The organism is Halopseudomonas sp., assembly GCF_047631575.1.
In the GTDB taxonomy this organism is placed as follows: Bacteria; Pseudomonadota; Gammaproteobacteria; order Pseudomonadales; family Pseudomonadaceae; genus Halopseudomonas.
Genome location: NZ_JBLIAB010000004.1, coordinates 334,265 through 351,112, shown reverse-complemented (window position 1 = coordinate 351,112; position 16,848 = coordinate 334,265). Strand labels below are relative to the sequence as shown.

Genomic DNA, 16,848 nt, shown 5'->3' with positions numbered 1-16,848 from the left:
TGCCAGTCAGTTGCTTGGTACCACTCAGAGTGACCGGACGGGTGCGTGCATCAATACGAGCCGTTGCGCTAACGCTGCCACCAAACATGCCACCTTCAAACTGGCTGAGCTGAACCAAACCCTCACGTGCCTTCGCTGTAGCCTTGAATGGCGCGATCGACTGACCGGTGATCACCAGCTCCTGAAGATCGAGGCTACCGTCCAGATCCAGCTCGGCGAGCAAACCCAAGGGCAACACAGGCTCATCGCTCCATTGCGGCGGCTTTGATTCACCGGGTGTGCCGCCCGTGGTACCGGCTGGCGAGGATCCCGCGTTCTTTTCCACTGGAGGCAGGTAATCGTCCAGATTCAGCCGACTACCCGCTAATCGGAAGCGCAAGGCCTTGTGCGCAAAATCGGTCACACCCACGCTACCCGTGAATTCGTTGCTGTCGACCTGCAGGACAAGGTCTTCCAGCAGCAAGCTGGTCGCCGACCCCGTGAGAGTGGATGACAACGACACTTCTTCAAGCGCTCGAGGATTGGCGGTTTCCGGCAACTCCAGACCAAGCGACTCAATCAAGCCGCGCGCATTGAACTGGGCGACGTCAAGACGACCGGCAAGCTTCATGGTCTGATCCAGTCCGATTGCCTTGATTTGCCCGGTGGCACGCAAGTCGGCAAGCGATAGCCGGACCTGATTGAGCTCGGCTACATGCGCGCCAAGATCGACCACGCTGTCGGCCTGCAGCTGAAGAGATACAGCTCTACCGGAAAACGGCGTACCACTGGCGTCCAGCTTCAGATTGATAGCATCGAACTGATAACGCTCAAGCCCCAGATCGAACTGGGCAACCGTCTGCAAATCGATTCGCACCCGCAAAGCCGGCTGCTCGGTTGATAGCAGGCCGATAAAGGCAACATCGAACGGCTGACCCTCTGCCAGCGCACCTGTCTGCAAATTAACATCGCTAAGCTGGACGCGCTGGCCACTGCCGAGATCCTCGTACAGAATCCGGGCATTGGTGATATTGACGCTCTGCACCGCTATATCCAAGTCTCGGCCTAGAGCGCCTGATGTCTCCTGTGACTCTCCGGCAGCAGCGGGCGCTACCTCACGCCCCGGGCCGACCGTCTCCCAGTTGCCCTGACCATCGGCGTTGCGGATCAAATTAAGACTGACATCGTTGAGTATGACGTCGCTCATGCGTAATTCCCGACGCAACAACGGTAGGAACTCGACCCCCAGACCCAGACTACCGACCTCGGCCAGCGCCTGGTCCGGCTGGTCGACCGGTGCTATGCCAACCTGCTTGAGCTCGATGCCCAGCCAGGGGAACAGTGACCAGCCGATATCACCACCTAATGTGAGCTCTACATTGGCCTTTTCCCGCGCGGCGTCGCGAATGGAATCCTTGTAGTCGTTTGGATCAAACATGCGCGTCAGGAAGAAAAGGATAGCAACGGCAAGCAGCAGCAAACCGAAAATAACAAGGCCCAGGACCTTGGCAAGCGCTTTCATGAATGTTCCTTGTAAGCAGTTCCGGGCGTGACGCCCTTTTGAATAGAGTAGAGGGTGTCGAGGCGCCTTACCACTTCCGCCGCTATTGCAAAGCTTGCGGTCAGGCCCGGCGACTCGATCCCAAAGAGGTTGATCAGCCCTTTTATCCCGTGATCGCGATGATCCTGGATGATGAAGTCTGCTGCCAGCTCGCCCGGCCCACTGAGCTTGGCTCGCACCCCAACATAGCCAGGCACCAGGCGGTCCGGATCGCATCCAGGCCAGTAACGCTGCACCGCCGCGGCAAAGTCCGCTACTAGTGATTCATCCAGACTGTAGTCTATGTGATCCACATAACGCACATCCGGGCCAAAACGTAGCTGGCCAGCCATATCCAGCGTGGCATGCACGCCCAAGCCGGCAGTATTGGCCTGGGGCATCGGATAGACCAGATGACTGAACGGCGAACGCCCGCTGTACAAGAGATAACGGCCTTGGCACAGATGCAGTGGGGCAATGGCGCTGGCTGGCAGACCGATCACGGAGGCCGCCAGGTCTTGAGCGAACAGACCGCCTGCATTGATAACGTGCCGACAACGGAGACTGAACGGCTCTCCGGCGCTGCTGCCCTGGATCTGCAGGCCGTTTGCTGCGGGCATGATCTGCTCGACCCGAGTACGCAAGCTCACTCCCCCGCCGCAGGCTTGCAGTGCAGCTTCGAGCGACTGCATCAAGGCATGACTGTCGACGATACCCGTCAGCGGTGAGAACAGGCCGGCGACCGCTTTGACTTGCGGTTCTACTTGACTGACCGCCGAGGCATCCAGCCAGTCCAGCCGAGTACCGCAGGCCAGTGCGTTATCGCGCAACGCTTTTAATGCAGGCAGTTCGGACGCCTCGACGGCGACCAGCAGTTTCCCGATACGCTGGTGCGGCACAGCGTGTTCTGCACACCAGCGATACAACAGGTCGCGCCCTTGGATGCATAATCGCGCCTTGAGTGATTCCGGCGGATAATAGAGTCCAGCATGTATCACTTCACTGTTGCGGCTGGAGGCGTGCTGGCCTGCCCAGGCTTCCTGCTCTAGAACCAGCACCTCATGCCCTGCCGCAGCCAACTGTTGAGCCACCGCAAGCCCAACGATCCCCGCGCCGACCACCACTGTCTGTAAGTCTGTCATTGTCTTATTCTGCCCTGACTGGGACTCGGGGTGAAGAGTCGTTGCGCGTGACGACAACAAGCAATTGCCTGTTCCTATCAAACCAAGACACACAAGCAATCAGTAGGCGGTAGCCCGCGCCACACGGTGCACGTATAATGCCTACCCTTGATAGATCACTCAGTGGAGAAAAAGCCATGGCGGAGCGCAGGGCACGCGTCGAGCGCAACACTCTGGAAACCCAGGTCAGTGTTGACATCAACCTGGACGGCACCGGTCAGTCGGACTTCGACATCGGCGTCCCTTTTCTGGAACACATGCTCGACCAGATCGCCCGACACGGGATGATCGACATGACCATCAAATCGCGCGGCGATCTGCACATCGACGACCACCACACTGTAGAAGATGTCGGTATTACGCTGGGTATGGCTTTTGCCAAGGCCGTCGGCGACAAGAAGGGTCTGCGCCGTTATGGCCACGCCTATGTACCGCTGGATGAAGCCTTGTCGCGGGTTGTGATCGACTTTTCCGGACGGCCAGGACTGCACATGCATGTGGACTTTACCCGCGCGAGCGTCGGGGGGTTCGACGTCGATTTGTTTGGCGAGTTCTTCCAAGGCTTCGTCAATCATTCGCTGACGACTTTGCACATCGACAATTTGCGCGGTGTGAATACGCATCACCAGATCGAGACGATATTCAAGGCCTTTGGCCGGGCCCTGCGTATGGCTGTTGAGGAAGACCCACGCATGAGCGGCATCATGCCTTCTACCAAAGGGTGTCTGTAACCTATGGCAGGTGGGCATGTAGCAGTAATCGACTATGGCATGGGCAATCTGCACTCGGTAGCCAAGGCACTCGAGCATGTGGGCGCCACGCGCGTCGAGGTCACCAGTGATCCGCAGATCATTCTGGCTGCCGATCGCGTGGTACTCCCGGGTGTTGGCGCAATCCGTGACTGCATGAGCGAGTTACGGCAATTGGGGCTGGATTCTGTCGTCCGCGAAGTCGTCCGCGAAAAGCCGCTACTGGGCATCTGTGTTGGCATGCAAATGCTACTCGAACACAGCGAAGAAAATGGCGGCGTCGAAGGTCTCGGACTGATGCAGGGCCGCGTTAACTTCTTCGGTAACGAACTGTACGATGGCGAGCAGCGCTTGAAGGTGCCCCATATGGGCTGGAACCAGGTCAAACAGACGATTGATCATCCCATGTGGCACCGCGTCGAACAGGATGCGCGCTTCTACTTTGTGCATAGCTATCACGCCCAGCCCGAACGCAATACACACATTGCTGGACGCTGTCATTACGGCGTCGATTTTGCTGCAGCGCTGATACGAGACAACCTTTTCGCCACCCAGTTTCATCCGGAAAAGAGCCACACCAACGGCCTGCAGTTATTGGAAAATTTTCTCGCCTGGGATGGTCGCTGGTAAAACCCTATCCCCTGCTGCCCACTTATATTGATAAGGTTCTACGATGCTGATCATTCCCGCTATCGACCTCAAAGACGGTGCATGTGTTCGCTTGCGCCAAGGCCTGATGGACGATGCCACCGTATTTTCCGATGACCCCGTGGCCATGGCCGCCAAGTGGGTCGCTGCTGGTTGCCGGCGGCTGCATCTGGTTGACCTTAATGGCGCTTTTGAGGGCAAGCCGGTGAATGGCGATGTAGTTACAGCCATTGCCCGCGCCTATCCGAACCTGCCAATCCAGATTGGCGGCGGCATACGCTCGCTGGAAACCATCGAATATTATGTGCGCGCAGGTGTCAGCTACGTGATCATTGGCACCAAGGCCGTCAAACAGCCTGAGTTCGTCGCAGATGCCTGCCGCGCTTTTCCCGGCAAGGTCATAGTCGGGCTCGATGCCAAGGATGGATTTGTCGCCACCGACGGCTGGGCTGAGATCAGCAACGTGCAGGCCGTCGACCTGGCACGCCGCTTTGAAGCCGACGGCGTGTCAGCCATCGTTTACACGGATATTGCCAAAGACGGCATGATGCAGGGTTGTAACGTCCAGGCCACAGCTGCTCTGGCCAACGCCACGTCAATTCCGGTGATCGCTTCAGGCGGAATTCATCACCTTGGCGATATCCAATCACTGCTCGACGCTGGCGCTCCAGGCATCGTCGGCGCAATTACCGGCAGAGCCATTTATGAAGGCACCCTGGATGTGGCCGAAGCGCAGGCGTTGTGTGATAACGCAGCGCGCGGCAAGTAACACGCCCTGCCGCCCTTTCAGCTAACCGCCTAACCGCTTGATACCGCCGCTTCGAGCTCAAGCTTGAGGCGGCCTTCGGAGAAAGATATGCCTCTGGCCAAACGCATCATCCCCTGCCTCGACGTCGACAACGGCCGCGTGGTCAAAGGCGTACAGTTCGAAAATATCCGGGATGCCGGTGATCCCGTCGAGGTAGCGAAACGCTACAACGAGCAGGGCGCGGATGAAATTACCTTTCTCGACATAACCGCCAGCCATCAGGAGCGAGATACCACTCTGCATACGGTCGAGCGCATGGCCAGCCAGGTGTTTATCCCGCTGACGGTCGGCGGTGGTGTGCGCACTATTCAGGACATCCGCAACCTGCTCAATGCCGGAGCCGACAAGGTTTCAATCAATACAGCTGCGGTATTCAATCCCGAATTTGTCGGCGAAGCCGCTGACCGCTTCGGCGCCCAGTGCATCGTTGTGGCCATTGACGCCAAGCGGGTATCAAGCGAAGGCGAAACGCCGCGCTGGGAAATTTTTACTCACGGTGGCCGTAAACCTACCGGGCTCGACGCGGTGGAGTGGGCATTCAAGATGCAGGAGCTGGGCGCCGGCGAGATTCTGCTCACCAGCATGGATCAGGATGGCATGAAAAGCGGTTTCGATCTGGGCGTCACCCGGGCGATCAGCGATCGGCTGCATATTCCGGTAATCGCATCGGGCGGCGTTGGCAGCTTGCAACATCTAGCCGACGGTGTACTGCTTGGTGGCGCGGATGCGGTATTAGCGGCGAGCATCTTTCACTTCGGCGAATACTCCATAGAGCAAGCCAAGCACTATATGGCGGATCGCGGAATTGAAATGCGACTCTGAACCGCGGCTCAGAGTCGATTTGTTTTCGCCCTAGCCTTTGGCGCGAGAAATATTCAAACCCTTGAGCAGATTAAGCGCCTGGTTCAGCTGATAATCGGCATCCTGTGGCCTTTCCGGTTTATCCGAGGCTGGAACGGTCGGTCGTTCGATGCCTGTTTCGTTGGATAAATGGCCCGCCAGATCCGCCTCACGAAAGCCCATCTCCTGACGTTCGATCGTCAGCTTGGCGCGCTCCACCTTGATATCTGGCTCAATTCCCTGCGCCTGAATAGACCGCCCATTGGGCGTGTAGTACAGCGCGGTGGTCAACTTCAGAGCGCGATCATTGTTCAGCGGCAGTACTGTCTGTACCGAACCCTTACCGAATGTATCAGTGCCCATAATGACCCCACGACCGTGATCTTGGATCGCGCCAGCGACAATCTCCGAGGCGGATGCCGAGCCTCCGTTGATCAGAACAACCAACGGCACGCCTTTGCTCGGGTTGTTGCTGGTCGCACTGAAGCGCAGCTCGGAATTGCTCAAACGTCCCTGAGTATAGACAATCAGTCCCGAGTCCAGAAAACTGTCCGCTACTTCGACAGCGGCCTGCAATACGCCTCCCGGGTTGTTGCGTAAATCCAGCACCAGGCCCTTGAGTTCATCATCTGGATTCAACTTTTCCAGCTCACGGCGCACCTCTTCTCCGGTATTGACCTGAAACTGGGTGACGCGCATATAGGCGTAGCCTGGCTCCAGACGCTCGGTGCGCACACTGGCGACCTTGACGACTGCCCGCTCCAGCTCGACCTCGAAGGGTCTTCCATCATCCCGGACCAGCGTCAACCGGATACGTGTACCCACTTCGCCACGCATTTTTTCCACCGCGTCCATGATGCTCATGCCCTTGACCGGCTCTTCATCGATCTTGACGATCAGATCGCCGGCTTCGATACCAGCTCGGGCTGCAGGGGTGTCGTCTATCGGCGAGATCACCTTGATGAAGCCATCCTCTTGCCCCACCTCAATACCCAGACCACCAAATTGACCGCTGGTGGTGTCCTGCAACCCACGGAACGCTTCCGGTTCGAGATATGCCGAATGAGGGTCGAGACCGTTGAGCATTCCGCGGATGGCATTCTCGAGTAACGTGGCATCATCAACCGGCTCGACATAAGCGGTGCGTATGCGCTCCATTACCTCGACGAAGGTCCGTAATTCGTTAAGCGGCAGTGGCGCGGCAGCGCTTTGCTCCTGTACCGGCATTTCTTGGGCCTGTGCAGGCGTCATGATAAAAGCCAGACTAATGCAAGCGGCAAACAGGGTACGCACAGCGGTCATCGATCTCTCCCAACGGGGGGCTAAACAAACAAGGAAGGAAACGCACTTGCAGGACATGGCCGCCGGCACTTCACCCAGACAGCATACACCAGGCTGCTGGGTCGAGTGCGCGACCCTGATGACGGATCGCGAAATACAGTGCAGATGCATTCAGTCCACCACTGGCACCCACGGTAGAAACCGGCTCCCCGGGCTGCACCCATGTTCCGACTTCTTTAAGCAAACTCTGATTATGCCCGTATAGGCTCAAGTAACCGCTACCGTGATCCAAGATAAGCAGCAAACCCGAGCCCCGCAGCCAGTCGGCGAAGACCACCCGACCACCATGAATCGCATGCACTGCACTGCCCTGGGCTGCACCGATCATCAAGCCATCCCATTTCAACCTGGCATCCCCACCACGCTGACTACCGTAACGCGCCTGGATCGGCCCTTTCAACGGCAGTGGCAGCTTGCCCTTGGCCTTGGCAAAAGCCAGGCTGCCAGCCGGGGTAGGGATACTGGTGATGGCTTCATCAATCGACTTTATCAGCTTCTCCAGACCGGCGCGCTCAGCCTGAGCGCTAGCCAGCTTCTCACTCTGAGTGCGAGATTTACCCTGCAGACTAGCGAGCAAACCCGTTCGAGCTGACTGCTGCGTCTGCAGTCTGCTGCCGTTCGCTGCCAAATCCTCTCTACTGTGCTCTAGGCGCACCTGCTGCTCGACGATCTGCGTACTCGCCTGACGAATCTGCTCAAGGGTCTCGTTGTAGCGGTTTACTTCACCCATACGCGCACGGGCGAGGTACTGGTAGTAGCGCATCAAGCGCGCCATGCGCGCGGGGTCATCCTGGTTAAGTATCAGCTTGAGGTAGTCTTGCTCTCCAGCCATATAAGCGGCCTTCGCCTGACGGGCGATCTGATTCTGCTGTGCAGTGAGCGCAATCTGCAGCTGAGCTGCCTGCCCACGCAGATCACGTACTCGCGTCTCGCCATCAAGAATTTTTCTTTCGAGCTCATCGCTTTCACGCTTGAGCCGGCCGATCTCGCTCTCGCTTCGCTTGAGCTCGGACTCCAGACCGGACATTTCCTGTTCGAAGCCCTTGAGCATATTTCTCAATCGGGCAATTTCTGCTTCGGTTTGTTTCAACTCCGATCGAGCTTCGCGCGAATCAGTCGGCGTTTCCTGGGCCACCAAAGAAGGAGCCCACAGTAGACCTGCCAGTAATGCAGTTGCACACAGATGCAGCGGTGCTGTGCGAAAGATTCGGAATATGGGCATGGCGTCGCCTCAAGGCTGCAGGGTTGCAATCGAGCGGCCCGTCATCTCGGCCGGCTGGGGCAATCCCAGCAACATCAACATCGTTGGCGCCACATCGGACAGGATCCCTCCCTCCCTCATGCTCACCTGACGCGGCCCAAGATAGACAAAAGGCACCGGCTCGCAGGTATGCGCGGTGTGCGCCTGACCCGTGCTGTTGTCCGACATCTTCTCGACGTTGCCGTGATCCGCGGTGATCAGCGCCTCACCGCCGACCCGGGCCAACGCGTCACGGATGCGGCCAATGCATACATCCAGGCATTCAACTGCCTTGACGGCGGCGTCAAAATCACCTGTATGGCCAACCATATCGCCGTTGGCATAATTGACGATAATCACATCGAAGCGTTGCTGGTCAATAACCTCGACAATCCGATCGGTGACCTCCGGCGCACTCATCTCCGGCTGCAGATCGTAAGTTGCGACCTGAGGGGATGGAATAAGGATGCGCTCCTCCCCAGTAAAAGGGTCTTCACGTCCGCCGGAAAAAAAGAAGGTTACATGGGCATACTTTTCGGTCTCAGCTATGCGTAGCTGAGTTTTGCCTTGTTTGGCCAGGTATTCACCCAGCACGTTGTCCAGAGACGCGGGCGGATAGGCGCACGGCGCAGGAATGTCCGCGGCATAACGGGTAAGCATAACGAAACCAATCGACTGCGGCTGGCGATGGCGAGCAAAGCCAGTGAAGTCCGGCTCCACAAAGGCCCGACTCAACTCGCGGGCACGGTCCGACCGAAAGTTCATGTATATAACCGCGTCCCCGTCTGCAACGGGTACCGCTTCACCAATACGCGTGGCTTTGACAAATTCATCATTTTCTCCACGCTCATAGGCTGCAAGAAGGCCATCTCGGGCAGTTGCAGAGGTGAACTGCGCGTCACCATCAACTATCAGGTTGTAAGCTGACTCGACGCGATCCCAGCGATTGTCGCGATCCATTGCAAAATAGCGACCCACCAGCGTTGCAGTGCGCCCCTTGCCCAGCCGCTGATAGGCCTGCTCGAGCACTGCCAGCGATGGTTCGGCACTCTTAGGCGGGGTATCTCGGCCGTCGAGAAAAGCATGGACATAAATGTCCTCGGCGCCGCGACGCACTGCCAGATCAACCATCGCTACCAGATGATCTTCATGGCTGTGCACGCCGCCGGGCGAAAGCAGGCCCATAATATGCACCGCGCCCTTGCTCGCTACAGCTTGGTCAACCGCCTGGCAAATCTGCGGATTATTGAAGAATTCACCATCGGCGATCGCCTTGGTCACCCGGGTAAAGTCCTGATAAACGATACGACCGGCACCCAGATTCATGTGCCCGACTTCCGAGTTACCCATTTGACCATCCGGCAGACCAACATCCATGCCCGAACCGGACACCAGCGCATGCGGCGACCGGGCCCAGAGACTGTCCCATACTGGGGTATTTGCCGCCATGATGGCGTTGGAATCGGCTGATTCGCTATGACCAAAGCCATCGAGAATCATCAGAACGAGAGGTTTGGGAGCAGCTGTCATGGAATTGACTCACACCATTTTTGAATGACTGGATAAAGGGCTGGACCGCGCAAAGAGCGGGCAAACGCAGTATAGACAGTCTACTTCGCCGGCATCGGCATGTCATGCTGCAAGACCCTGCGCAGCCATTAGGCGGGGATGGTTCTGCCACCGCCCACTGCTGTGTATACTGGCGAACTTTATTCATCCGGAAGTGCTCGTATGCAACGCGTTATTGATTTCTTTACCCAGTTCGCCGAGTTCCTCGGCAACCATCCATTCCTTGCCGTCGCTTTCCTGGTGGTGATGACCCTGCTGGTCGTAACCGAGGGCCGCAAGGCGGGCAAAACCGTGTCGACGCAGCAGACAACCACGATGATCAACCGAGAAAATGCATTGGTTGTCGACCTGCGGCCGAAAAAGGACTACGCAGCCGGCCACATCGTCGATTCGATAAACGTCCCGTTCGACGCCCTAAGTAATCGCCTGAGCGATCTGGAAAAACACAAGGGCCGGCCGGTCATTCTTGTCTGCGCAAGTGGACAGCACGCTGGCTCATGCGCCAAACAACTCAAGGCCGCCGGGCACGACAACGTAAGCCGCCTCAGCGGTGGCATGAGCAGCTGGCGCGCCGACAGCCTCCCACTGGTGAAATAATATGGCCAAAGTAACGATTTACAGCAGCAACTATTGCCCTTTCTGCATCCGCGCCAAACAAATGCTGGATATCAAAGGTGTGAAATACAACGAGATCAGTGTCGACGGCCAGCCAAAGGTACGCGCGCAGATGAGCCGTCTGGCGGGCGGCGCGACCTCGGTACCACAGATCTGGATCGGCGATACCCACGTCGGCGGCTGCGATCAGCTGCAGACGCTCGAGCGCTCCGGCAAGCTTGATGGCATGCTCGCAGCCTGATTACCCTCACAACAAGACCACCCTTAAAGGACCTAAATATGGCCGACGAAAACCAGAACAGCCAAGGCGCCAATGGCGCTGCAGACCAGCAGCCCCAGGTACAGTTCACTCTGCAGCGCATCTACGTGAAGGATCTGTCCTTCGAATCACCGAAAGCACCTGCGGTATTCCAATCGCAGTGGAATCCCCACGTCAATCTGGACCTCAATACGCGCCACAGCGAGCTACAGGAAGGCGTCCACGAAGTGGTTCTGAGTCTGTCCGCTACCGTCACCAACGGTGAAGATGATGTAACGTTTATCGCCGAAGTCCAGCAGGCCGGTATTTTCGCCATCAGCGGTCTGGATGAGGCTGGGATGCGCCATACTTTGGGTGCATTCTGCCCGAACATCCTTTTCCCCTATGCCCGCGAAGCAGTCGACAATCTGGTACTGCGTGGCAGCTTCCCTCCGCTAATGCTGTCCCCCGTAAACTTCGACGCTTTGTACGCCCAAGCCGAGCAGCGCCGCATGGACGAAGCAAAAAGCAACGCTTGAAGTGTTTCTTGAGCCGCGGCCTGCTTGTCAGGCCGCGCGCCTTGTTCTACTGTTATTCGCCTGCCATTACCAACAGACGGAAAACCCATGGCCCTACCTGCCTCTCGCCCTCTCTTTCTACTCGCCTTGTTCGTCTGCGTAGCATTGATGGGTGCTGCCCTTTACCTTGAACATGTCGTCGGACTGGAACCGTGCCCACTGTGTATCATTCAACGCGTCCTGTTGATCCTGGTCGGTCTGGTCTGCCTTGTTGCGCTGATACATCATCCTCGTGCAAGACCGTCAGCTGAACGCGCTGTCGCCGCTAGGCTATATGGCGCCGGAGTGGCTTTTTTTGCGCTGCTTGGCGCTGCAGTCGCGGGTCGTCAGGTATGGTTACAACACCAGCCATCCGATCAACTACCCTCCTGTCTGCCCAGCCTCGACTACATGATAGACGTACTGCCACTCCAGGACATCATGCGAATGCTGTTCAGCGGCACCGCTGATTGCGCCAAGGTGGACTGGACATTTCTCGGTCTGAGCATCGCCGAAGGTACGCTGCTGGCTTTCATCGCATTCGGCCTGTTCGGCCTGACGCAACTCTTTCGCACTTCTGACTGACCGGAGATTCAATGCGCCTGATCATCGCTTTATTGTGCGTACTGTCACTCGCTGGCTGCGCCAGCCCCGATGTTGATGATTACGCCAGCGCCACCCCCGAGCTGCGCCTACAGGATTATTTCAATGGCGAGCTACAAGCCTGGGGCATGTTCCAGAAACGCAATGGCGAGGTAGCCCGACGCTTCCATGTGCGCATGATCGGCACTTGGGAAGGTGACACCGGCGTGCTGGACGAATACTTCACCTACGCCGATGGCACCAATGAGCGGCGCGTCTGGACACTGGTCAAACAACCCGATGGCAGCTGGCGCGGTACCGCTGATGACGTCGAGGGCGAAGCCATAGGCGAGGTAGCAGGTAACGCCTTTCACTGGCGCTATACGCTCAAGCTAAAAGTCGATGACAGCACCTGGCTGGTGGACTTTGATGACTGGATGTACCTGATAGATGACAAGGTCATGCTAAACCGTGCTGCCATGTCAAAATGGGGCGTCGAGCTCGGCCAGGTGACACTCAGCTTCATCAAGCCTTGATGCCGGCACCTCCGCTGACCTATGCTGTTCAACTACTGGGACAGAAGGCGCTCTGATCCTGGCCCAACCAGCCAATAGCAAGCAGAGGTGGATCATGTTGGATAGTTGCACAACAGCTCAAGAACGCTGGGGCGGTGTACACAAGTTGATTGACCGCTGGCTGGCAGAACGCAAGCAACTGGTTCAACGGTACACCGCACTCTGCGAAGCGGCTGAAGCGAATAAAACAACGGCGACATTGCTCGAGTCCTTCTGCGATATTCTCGTTGATTACGTTTCCGCTGGGCATTTTGAAGTGTACGAACAACTCATTCGCGAAGCTGAAGAGTTTCAGGATCAAGGCGGTCTGGATCTGGCTCGCCAGCTGTACCCGCGGATCGAAACGATTACCCAGAGTGCCGTGCAGTTCAACGATCAGTACGGTAGAGCAGGCCCAGACGGGGACCGCGAACTGATGCACGGACGTTTGCTCCAGCTAGGCGGACTGCTGCATGAACGTTTCGAACTCGAAGACTGCCTTATCGAAGTACTGCATACCGCCCACCAGGATATGCTCAGCACTCACTGAGCCCAATGGAGCTTGATGTGACAAGCAAAGACAATAGCAAGCAAACAGCCCCCGTCATTACCCCCCTGCACTTATTGCAGACGTTGACCCGCACGCTGAACGAGCATCTCGCCGAAGCCTGTCGCGAAGCGGAAAAAGACGCGCGCAAGGCTATGGAGAAACTGACTCGTCAGCATACCAAGCTGCAGGAAAAGCTCGCCGAGGCAGAAGACAAACTGGTAGAGAAACAACACACCGGGGCAGATCGCAAAGCGATCGAAAAAAGTGAGCAGAAAATCGCCTCACTCAAGCAGGGCCTGAATGAGCTGCAAGAAGCGCGCAATGCTGCAGATACGTACACCCGCCAACTCCAGAGTGATGTTCGACAGACACTGCGTATCGCCAAGGGTCTGGAGCGCATCGAGAGTCAGTCAGATCTGGCGATAGAAAAACGCAACAACCCCAAGCCTCAGGACAAGCCGGCCAGCCGTCCACGCAAACCGCGCAACCGCAAACCCGCTGCCAGCAAGCCCACAGGCGAGAACGAAAAGCCCCGCGCGGAGGCCGACGGCAACGTCTGAGCGTACCCTGCCTCAGTTATTATCCGTGGCGCGCTCTGCCAGCTCTTGCAGCTGAGCCCGCAACGCCTCGCTGACTGCCACACCCTGCCCCACGCAGCAGCTGACAAGGTGCTGCAAGCAGTCAGGCTCTGCATCGTCCGCAGGGATCAACCGCAAGCACTCGGCCTCCAGTCGAGCCAGCTGAAACCATTCGGCGCCTTGCTCGGATTCCTTGAGGAGGACGTACAGCTCGCCATCACCCCCCAGCCCACGTACTGCGATACGCGCAGCCCGCAAAGGCCCGATAATCTGTTGGTGCCAGGGTGACTGCCAGGCACAGATTGCGCGCCAATCTGCGACTGTCGCTGGACGGCCACCGCATCCCAGCCAACAGGCCGCCAGCAACAGCAGCACGTCCAGATCGCGTTCATTCTGCAAACGCAATAACAATGACTCCACTCCAGGACGAGGGTAGAGGCAAGAAACGTAATCGGCGAGTCTAGTGTCTTTGCTTAGCATGTCTTCACCTTACCTTGTCCCAATCGATGATCACAGCAGGTCAGTGCACTGATATACTCGCGCCATGATCAAGATCGAATCCCTGACACTACAGCGCGGTCCATTGCGCTTGCTGGAAAACGCTAATCTCACGCTGCACCCTGGGCAGAAAGTTGGCCTGCTGGGTACCAACGGAGCAGGTAAATCCAGCTTGTTCGCGCTTATGCGCGGTGAGCTGACCACAGACGCCGGTAGCTGCTCGGTGCCAGCCGACTGGCGGATTGCACACATGCAGCAGGAAATCGAGAACTTGGAACGCCGCGCGGTGGACTATGTCCTCGACGGTGATATTCGGCTTCGCGATATAGAAACTCGTCTGGCAGCCGCGCAGGAACGTGAGGATGCTCTCGCTCTGGGCACCCTCTTCGCAGAGCTGGAAGCGCATGACGGATTCAGTGCCGACAGCCGCGCCCGCACACTCCTTTCAGGGCTGGGGTTTTCCTCCGAGCAATGCAACGCGCTGGTTGGAGACTTCTCCGGTGGTTGGCGGATGCGACTGAACCTGGCACAGGCGCTGATGTGCCCTTCAGATCTGCTACTCCTCGATGAACCAACCAACCACCTGGATCTGGATGCCATTCTCTGGCTGGAAGACTGGCTGCGGGCCTATCAGGGCACCTTGATATTGATCTCCCATGACCGGGATTTTCTCGATGCTGTGGTGGGCCACATCGTGCATGTCGAGGCGCGCCAATTGACGCTTTACCGCGGCGGCTATACGCAATTTGAACGTACCCGCGCCGAGCGTCTTATCCAGCAGCAGGCTGCGTTTGAAAAGCAGCAAGCAGAGCGCGAACACATGCAGCGCTATATCACCCGCTTTCGTGCCCAGGCGACCAAGGCCAAACAAGCTCAAAGCAGGATCAAGGCACTCGAGCGCATGGAAACCCTCAGCGCCGCGCATATCGACTCACCTTTTTCTTTCAGTTTCCGCGAAGCCGATCACCAGTCCAGCCCACTGATCGACCTGCACAAGGGTGTGCTTGGCTATGGTGACAAACAGATCCTCGAACAGGTCAAGCTGCAACTCGTACCGGGTGCACGGATCGGTGTGTTGGGCCCTAATGGTGCCGGCAAGTCGACCTTGATCAAGACGATTGCCAACACCTTGCCATTGCTGGGCGGTGAATTGAAAACCGGCGAGCATCTGGCAATCGGTTACTTTGCCCAGCATCAACTCGACAGTCTCGATGCAACCGCCAGCCCTATGCTCCATCTGGCACGCATCGCACCCCAGGAGCGTGAACAGAGCCTGCGTAATTTCCTCGGTGGTTTCGACTTTCACGGAGCCAGAGCAGAAGAACCGGTACTGAATTTCTCCGGTGGCGAAAAAGCCCGGCTGGCGCTGGCCCTTATCGCTTGGCAAAAACCCAATCTGCTGCTGCTGGACGAACCGACCAACCACCTCGACATGGAAATGCGCCACGCGCTGACTCTGGCATTACAGCGTTTCGAGGGTGCTATGTTACTGGTCTCTCACGACCGCGCCCTGATTCGCGATACCACCGACGAGCTCTGGCTGGTCGCTGACGGTCGGCTGAAAACCTATAACGACGACCTCGATACCTATACTCGCTGGCTGGCGCAGTTTCGCCAACAGCAACATGATGAGTACAAAACAGCTAACAATGGCGGTAGTGATGCTGCAGAGGACCGTCCGGACGCAAAAACCCAGCGCCGCGATGCAGCAGAACGCCGTCAGCGCCTGGCGCCAATGAAAAAAGCGATCGAAAAACTGGAAAAAGAGCTAGCCAGCGCGCAGGCCGAGCTGGTTGCGATCGAGGAGGAACTGTCGGACACCGAACTCTACGGCGCCGACAGAAAGGACCAGTTGAAGCAGGTTCTGGCCCGGCAGGCCACGAGCACGCAAAAGGTCGAGGCGCTTGAGGAACGATGGCTGGAAGGTCATGAGGAGCTCGAAGCCATGGAGCAAGCCGAGGCAGGCTGAACAGCTCCGGCGGGGCGGTTACCAAGGTACCAATTGACCATCCCATGCGTAAAAATTGCCGCTGTCTGCGGGCGTCCGTGCGTCGATTACCTCAAGCAGGCGCTCAGCAACGAACTGCGCATCAAATAACTTACCCTCGGGCACATTGGTCTGAAAAGGTGCGGACAGATCAGTATCGGTCGTGCCTGGATGCAGCAACACACAAATGCTTTGCCGGTTCAGGCGCTGCCATTCGATAGCAAAGGTGCGCATCAACATGTTCTGTGCCGCCTTGCTTGCCCGGTAGGCGTACCAGCCACCAAGCCGATTGTCTCCGATCGATCCAACGCGCGCTGAAAGAGACGCGAATACACAGTGCCGATTACCCCGCAGCAATGGCATCACAGCCTGGGCCAGCAAAATGGGTACTCCTGCGTTGATCGCAAAACTGCGCTGCAAAGCCTCCATACTCACTTGCCGCAGATTTTTTTCCGGTTGCTGTCCGCCCGGCTCATGCAGAAATCCAACCGTATTGATCACCAGATCAAGCTGCTCACAATTTTGCGCCAAGGTTTCAGCCAAGCGTCCGCGGGACGCATCATCGCTAAGATCGGCTGAAATCAGCTGCAGGCGCGGATCTACCGGCAAGGTATGGTCATCCCAGTCACGAGCCACCGCAAACAAACGGTCAAAGTCTGTCCGCTGCAACAGCTCTTCGACCAACGCACGACCAATACCCCTGCTGGCGCCAGCGACTAGCACACCCTTAGCTACCGATTGCGGCCGACTAGAATCCATACTGCATACCTCGCGCGTTTACGTCACACTATATT

19 protein-coding genes are annotated in these 16,848 nt (G+C 57.4%); 12 read left to right on the top strand and 7 right to left on the bottom strand.

Annotated features, from left to right (window positions below; translation table 11 throughout):
* Positions 1-1,501, bottom strand: a 1,501-nt coding sequence (locus tag ACJAXR_RS10470; RefSeq protein ID WP_415058202.1) for an AsmA family protein, incomplete at its 3' end; no start/stop codon positions are given.
* Positions 1,498-2,661 carry an NAD(P)/FAD-dependent oxidoreductase gene (locus ACJAXR_RS10465; RefSeq protein ID WP_415058201.1) on the bottom strand — a complete coding sequence of 388 codons (1,164 nt, stop codon included), beginning with the start codon at positions 2,659-2,661 and terminating at the stop codon, positions 1,498-1,500. The genes ACJAXR_RS10470 and ACJAXR_RS10465, both read right to left, overlap by 4 nt.
* A gap of 176 nt (positions 2,662-2,837) precedes the next feature.
* Here ACJAXR_RS10465 and hisB point away from each other — a divergent pair, with 176 nt between their 5' ends.
* The 4 genes from hisB to hisF all read left to right on the top strand — a co-directional run bounded on the left by hisB (position 2,838) and on the right by hisF (position 5,727).
* Entirely contained in the window at positions 2,838-3,431 is a 594-nt protein-coding gene (hisB, locus tag ACJAXR_RS10460) for an imidazoleglycerol-phosphate dehydratase HisB (protein WP_415058222.1), read from the top strand.
* Between the two features lie 3 nt (positions 3,432-3,434).
* On the top strand, positions 3,435-4,079 hold the full coding sequence (gene hisH, locus ACJAXR_RS10455; protein ID WP_415058200.1) for an imidazole glycerol phosphate synthase subunit HisH: 645 nt from the start codon (positions 3,435-3,437) through the stop codon (positions 4,077-4,079).
* A gap of 43 nt (positions 4,080-4,122) precedes the next feature.
* Entirely contained in the window at positions 4,123-4,866 is a 744-nt protein-coding gene (gene hisA, locus ACJAXR_RS10450) for a 1-(5-phosphoribosyl)-5-[(5-phosphoribosylamino)methylideneamino]imidazole-4-carboxamide isomerase (RefSeq protein ID WP_415058199.1), read from the top strand.
* Positions 4,867-4,953: 87 nt separating this feature from the next.
* Entirely contained in the window at positions 4,954-5,727 is a 774-nt protein-coding gene (gene hisF / locus ACJAXR_RS10445) for an imidazole glycerol phosphate synthase subunit HisF (RefSeq protein WP_415058198.1), read from the top strand.
* Positions 5,728-5,757: 30 nt separating this feature from the next.
* On the opposite strand, the gene ACJAXR_RS10440 is transcribed toward hisF, so the two are convergent.
* The 3 genes from ACJAXR_RS10440 to gpmI all read right to left on the bottom strand — a co-directional run bounded on the left by ACJAXR_RS10440 (position 5,758) and on the right by gpmI (position 9,856).
* Positions 5,758-6,996 (bottom strand): S41 family peptidase, encoded by a 1,239-nt coding sequence (locus ACJAXR_RS10440; protein ID WP_415058221.1) that lies wholly within the window; start codon positions 6,994-6,996, stop codon positions 5,758-5,760.
* 121 nt (positions 6,997-7,117) lie between these two features.
* A complete protein-coding gene (locus ACJAXR_RS10435; RefSeq protein ID WP_415058197.1) occupies positions 7,118-8,308 on the bottom strand; it encodes a murein hydrolase activator EnvC family protein in 1,191 nt (396 codons plus the stop codon).
* Between the two features lie 9 nt (positions 8,309-8,317).
* Entirely contained in the window at positions 8,318-9,856 is a 1,539-nt protein-coding gene (gpmI, locus tag ACJAXR_RS10430; protein WP_415058196.1) for a 2,3-bisphosphoglycerate-independent phosphoglycerate mutase, read from the bottom strand.
* A 201-nt stretch (positions 9,857-10,057) separates the two neighbouring features.
* On the opposite strand from gpmI, the gene ACJAXR_RS10425 reads away from it, so the two are divergent.
* The 7 genes from ACJAXR_RS10425 to ACJAXR_RS10395 all read left to right on the top strand — a co-directional run bounded on the left by ACJAXR_RS10425 (position 10,058) and on the right by ACJAXR_RS10395 (position 13,551).
* A complete protein-coding gene (locus tag ACJAXR_RS10425; RefSeq protein ID WP_415058195.1) occupies positions 10,058-10,492 on the top strand; it encodes a rhodanese-like domain-containing protein in 435 nt (144 codons plus the stop codon).
* Position 10,493: 1 nt separating this feature from the next.
* Positions 10,494-10,751, top strand: coding sequence for a glutaredoxin 3 (grxC, locus tag ACJAXR_RS10420; RefSeq protein ID WP_415058194.1), 258 nt, complete (start codon positions 10,494-10,496; stop codon positions 10,749-10,751).
* Positions 10,752-10,789: 38 nt separating this feature from the next.
* Positions 10,790-11,287: a protein-export chaperone SecB gene (gene secB / locus ACJAXR_RS10415; protein ID WP_415058193.1), complete on the top strand. Its 498-nt coding sequence runs from the start codon at positions 10,790-10,792 to the stop codon at positions 11,285-11,287.
* A gap of 87 nt (positions 11,288-11,374) precedes the next feature.
* Positions 11,375-11,890, top strand: a complete 516-nt coding sequence (locus ACJAXR_RS10410; protein ID WP_415058192.1) for a disulfide bond formation protein B — start codon at positions 11,375-11,377, stop codon at positions 11,888-11,890.
* 11 nt (positions 11,891-11,901) lie between these two features.
* Positions 11,902-12,423: a DUF3833 domain-containing protein gene (locus tag ACJAXR_RS10405; RefSeq protein ID WP_415058191.1), complete on the top strand. Its 522-nt coding sequence runs from the start codon at positions 11,902-11,904 to the stop codon at positions 12,421-12,423.
* 94 nt (positions 12,424-12,517) lie between these two features.
* Complete coding sequence (gene rsd, locus ACJAXR_RS10400) at positions 12,518-12,991, top strand: sigma D regulator (protein ID WP_415058190.1); 474 nt, start codon at positions 12,518-12,520, stop codon at positions 12,989-12,991.
* Between the two features lie 17 nt (positions 12,992-13,008).
* Positions 13,009-13,551, top strand: a complete 543-nt coding sequence (locus tag ACJAXR_RS10395; protein WP_415058189.1) for a hypothetical protein — start codon at positions 13,009-13,011, stop codon at positions 13,549-13,551.
* Positions 13,552-13,563: 12 nt separating this feature from the next.
* On the opposite strand, the gene ACJAXR_RS10390 is transcribed toward ACJAXR_RS10395, so the two are convergent.
* Positions 13,564-14,049 carry a DUF2390 domain-containing protein gene (locus ACJAXR_RS10390; protein WP_415058188.1) on the bottom strand — a complete coding sequence of 162 codons (486 nt, stop codon included), beginning with the start codon at positions 14,047-14,049 and terminating at the stop codon, positions 13,564-13,566.
* A gap of 64 nt (positions 14,050-14,113) precedes the next feature.
* On the opposite strand from ACJAXR_RS10390, the gene ACJAXR_RS10385 reads away from it, so the two are divergent.
* Positions 14,114-16,036 (top strand): ATP-binding cassette domain-containing protein, encoded by a 1,923-nt coding sequence (locus ACJAXR_RS10385; protein ID WP_415058187.1) that lies wholly within the window; start codon positions 14,114-14,116, stop codon positions 16,034-16,036.
* 18 nt (positions 16,037-16,054) lie between these two features.
* Here ACJAXR_RS10385 and ACJAXR_RS10380 read toward each other — a convergent pair whose 3' ends face one another.
* Positions 16,055-16,813 (bottom strand): SDR family NAD(P)-dependent oxidoreductase, encoded by a 759-nt coding sequence (locus ACJAXR_RS10380; RefSeq protein WP_415058186.1) that lies wholly within the window; start codon positions 16,811-16,813, stop codon positions 16,055-16,057.
* Positions 16,814-16,848: the final 35 nt, after the last annotated feature.

Excerpts from the sequence above, each read along its gene's own strand:
- rsd (WP_415058190.1), top strand. The coding sequence starts at position 12,518 with ATGTTGGATAGTTGCACAACAGCTCAAGAACGCTGGGGCGGTGTACAC.
- ACJAXR_RS10465 (WP_415058201.1), bottom strand. The coding sequence starts at position 2,661 with ATGACAGACTTACAGACAGTGGTGGTCGGCGCGGGGATCGTTGGGCTT.
- ACJAXR_RS10405 (WP_415058191.1), top strand. The coding sequence starts at position 11,902 with ATGCGCCTGATCATCGCTTTATTGTGCGTACTGTCACTCGCTGGCTGC.
- gpmI (WP_415058196.1), bottom strand. The coding sequence starts at position 9,856 with ATGACAGCTGCTCCCAAACCTCTCGTTCTGATGATTCTCGATGGCTTT.
- hisA (WP_415058199.1), top strand. The coding sequence starts at position 4,123 with ATGCTGATCATTCCCGCTATCGACCTCAAAGACGGTGCATGTGTTCGC.
- ACJAXR_RS10435 (WP_415058197.1), bottom strand. The coding sequence starts at position 8,308 with ATGCCCATATTCCGAATCTTTCGCACAGCACCGCTGCATCTGTGTGCA.
- secB (WP_415058193.1), top strand. The coding sequence starts at position 10,790 with ATGGCCGACGAAAACCAGAACAGCCAAGGCGCCAATGGCGCTGCAGAC.
- ACJAXR_RS10425 (WP_415058195.1), top strand. The coding sequence starts at position 10,058 with ATGCAACGCGTTATTGATTTCTTTACCCAGTTCGCCGAGTTCCTCGGC.
- ACJAXR_RS10380 (WP_415058186.1), bottom strand. The coding sequence starts at position 16,813 with ATGGATTCTAGTCGGCCGCAATCGGTAGCTAAGGGTGTGCTAGTCGCT.
- ACJAXR_RS10390 (WP_415058188.1), bottom strand. The coding sequence starts at position 14,049 with ATGCTAAGCAAAGACACTAGACTCGCCGATTACGTTTCTTGCCTCTAC.
- hisF (WP_415058198.1), top strand. The coding sequence starts at position 4,954 with ATGCCTCTGGCCAAACGCATCATCCCCTGCCTCGACGTCGACAACGGC.
- ACJAXR_RS10385 (WP_415058187.1), top strand. The coding sequence starts at position 14,114 with ATGATCAAGATCGAATCCCTGACACTACAGCGCGGTCCATTGCGCTTG.
- hisH (WP_415058200.1), top strand. The coding sequence starts at position 3,435 with ATGGCAGGTGGGCATGTAGCAGTAATCGACTATGGCATGGGCAATCTG.
- hisB (WP_415058222.1), top strand. The coding sequence starts at position 2,838 with ATGGCGGAGCGCAGGGCACGCGTCGAGCGCAACACTCTGGAAACCCAG.
- ACJAXR_RS10410 (WP_415058192.1), top strand. The coding sequence starts at position 11,375 with ATGGCCCTACCTGCCTCTCGCCCTCTCTTTCTACTCGCCTTGTTCGTC.
- grxC (WP_415058194.1), top strand. The coding sequence starts at position 10,494 with ATGGCCAAAGTAACGATTTACAGCAGCAACTATTGCCCTTTCTGCATC.
- ACJAXR_RS10440 (WP_415058221.1), bottom strand. The coding sequence starts at position 6,996 with ATGACGCCTGCACAGGCCCAAGAAATGCCGGTACAGGAGCAAAGCGCT.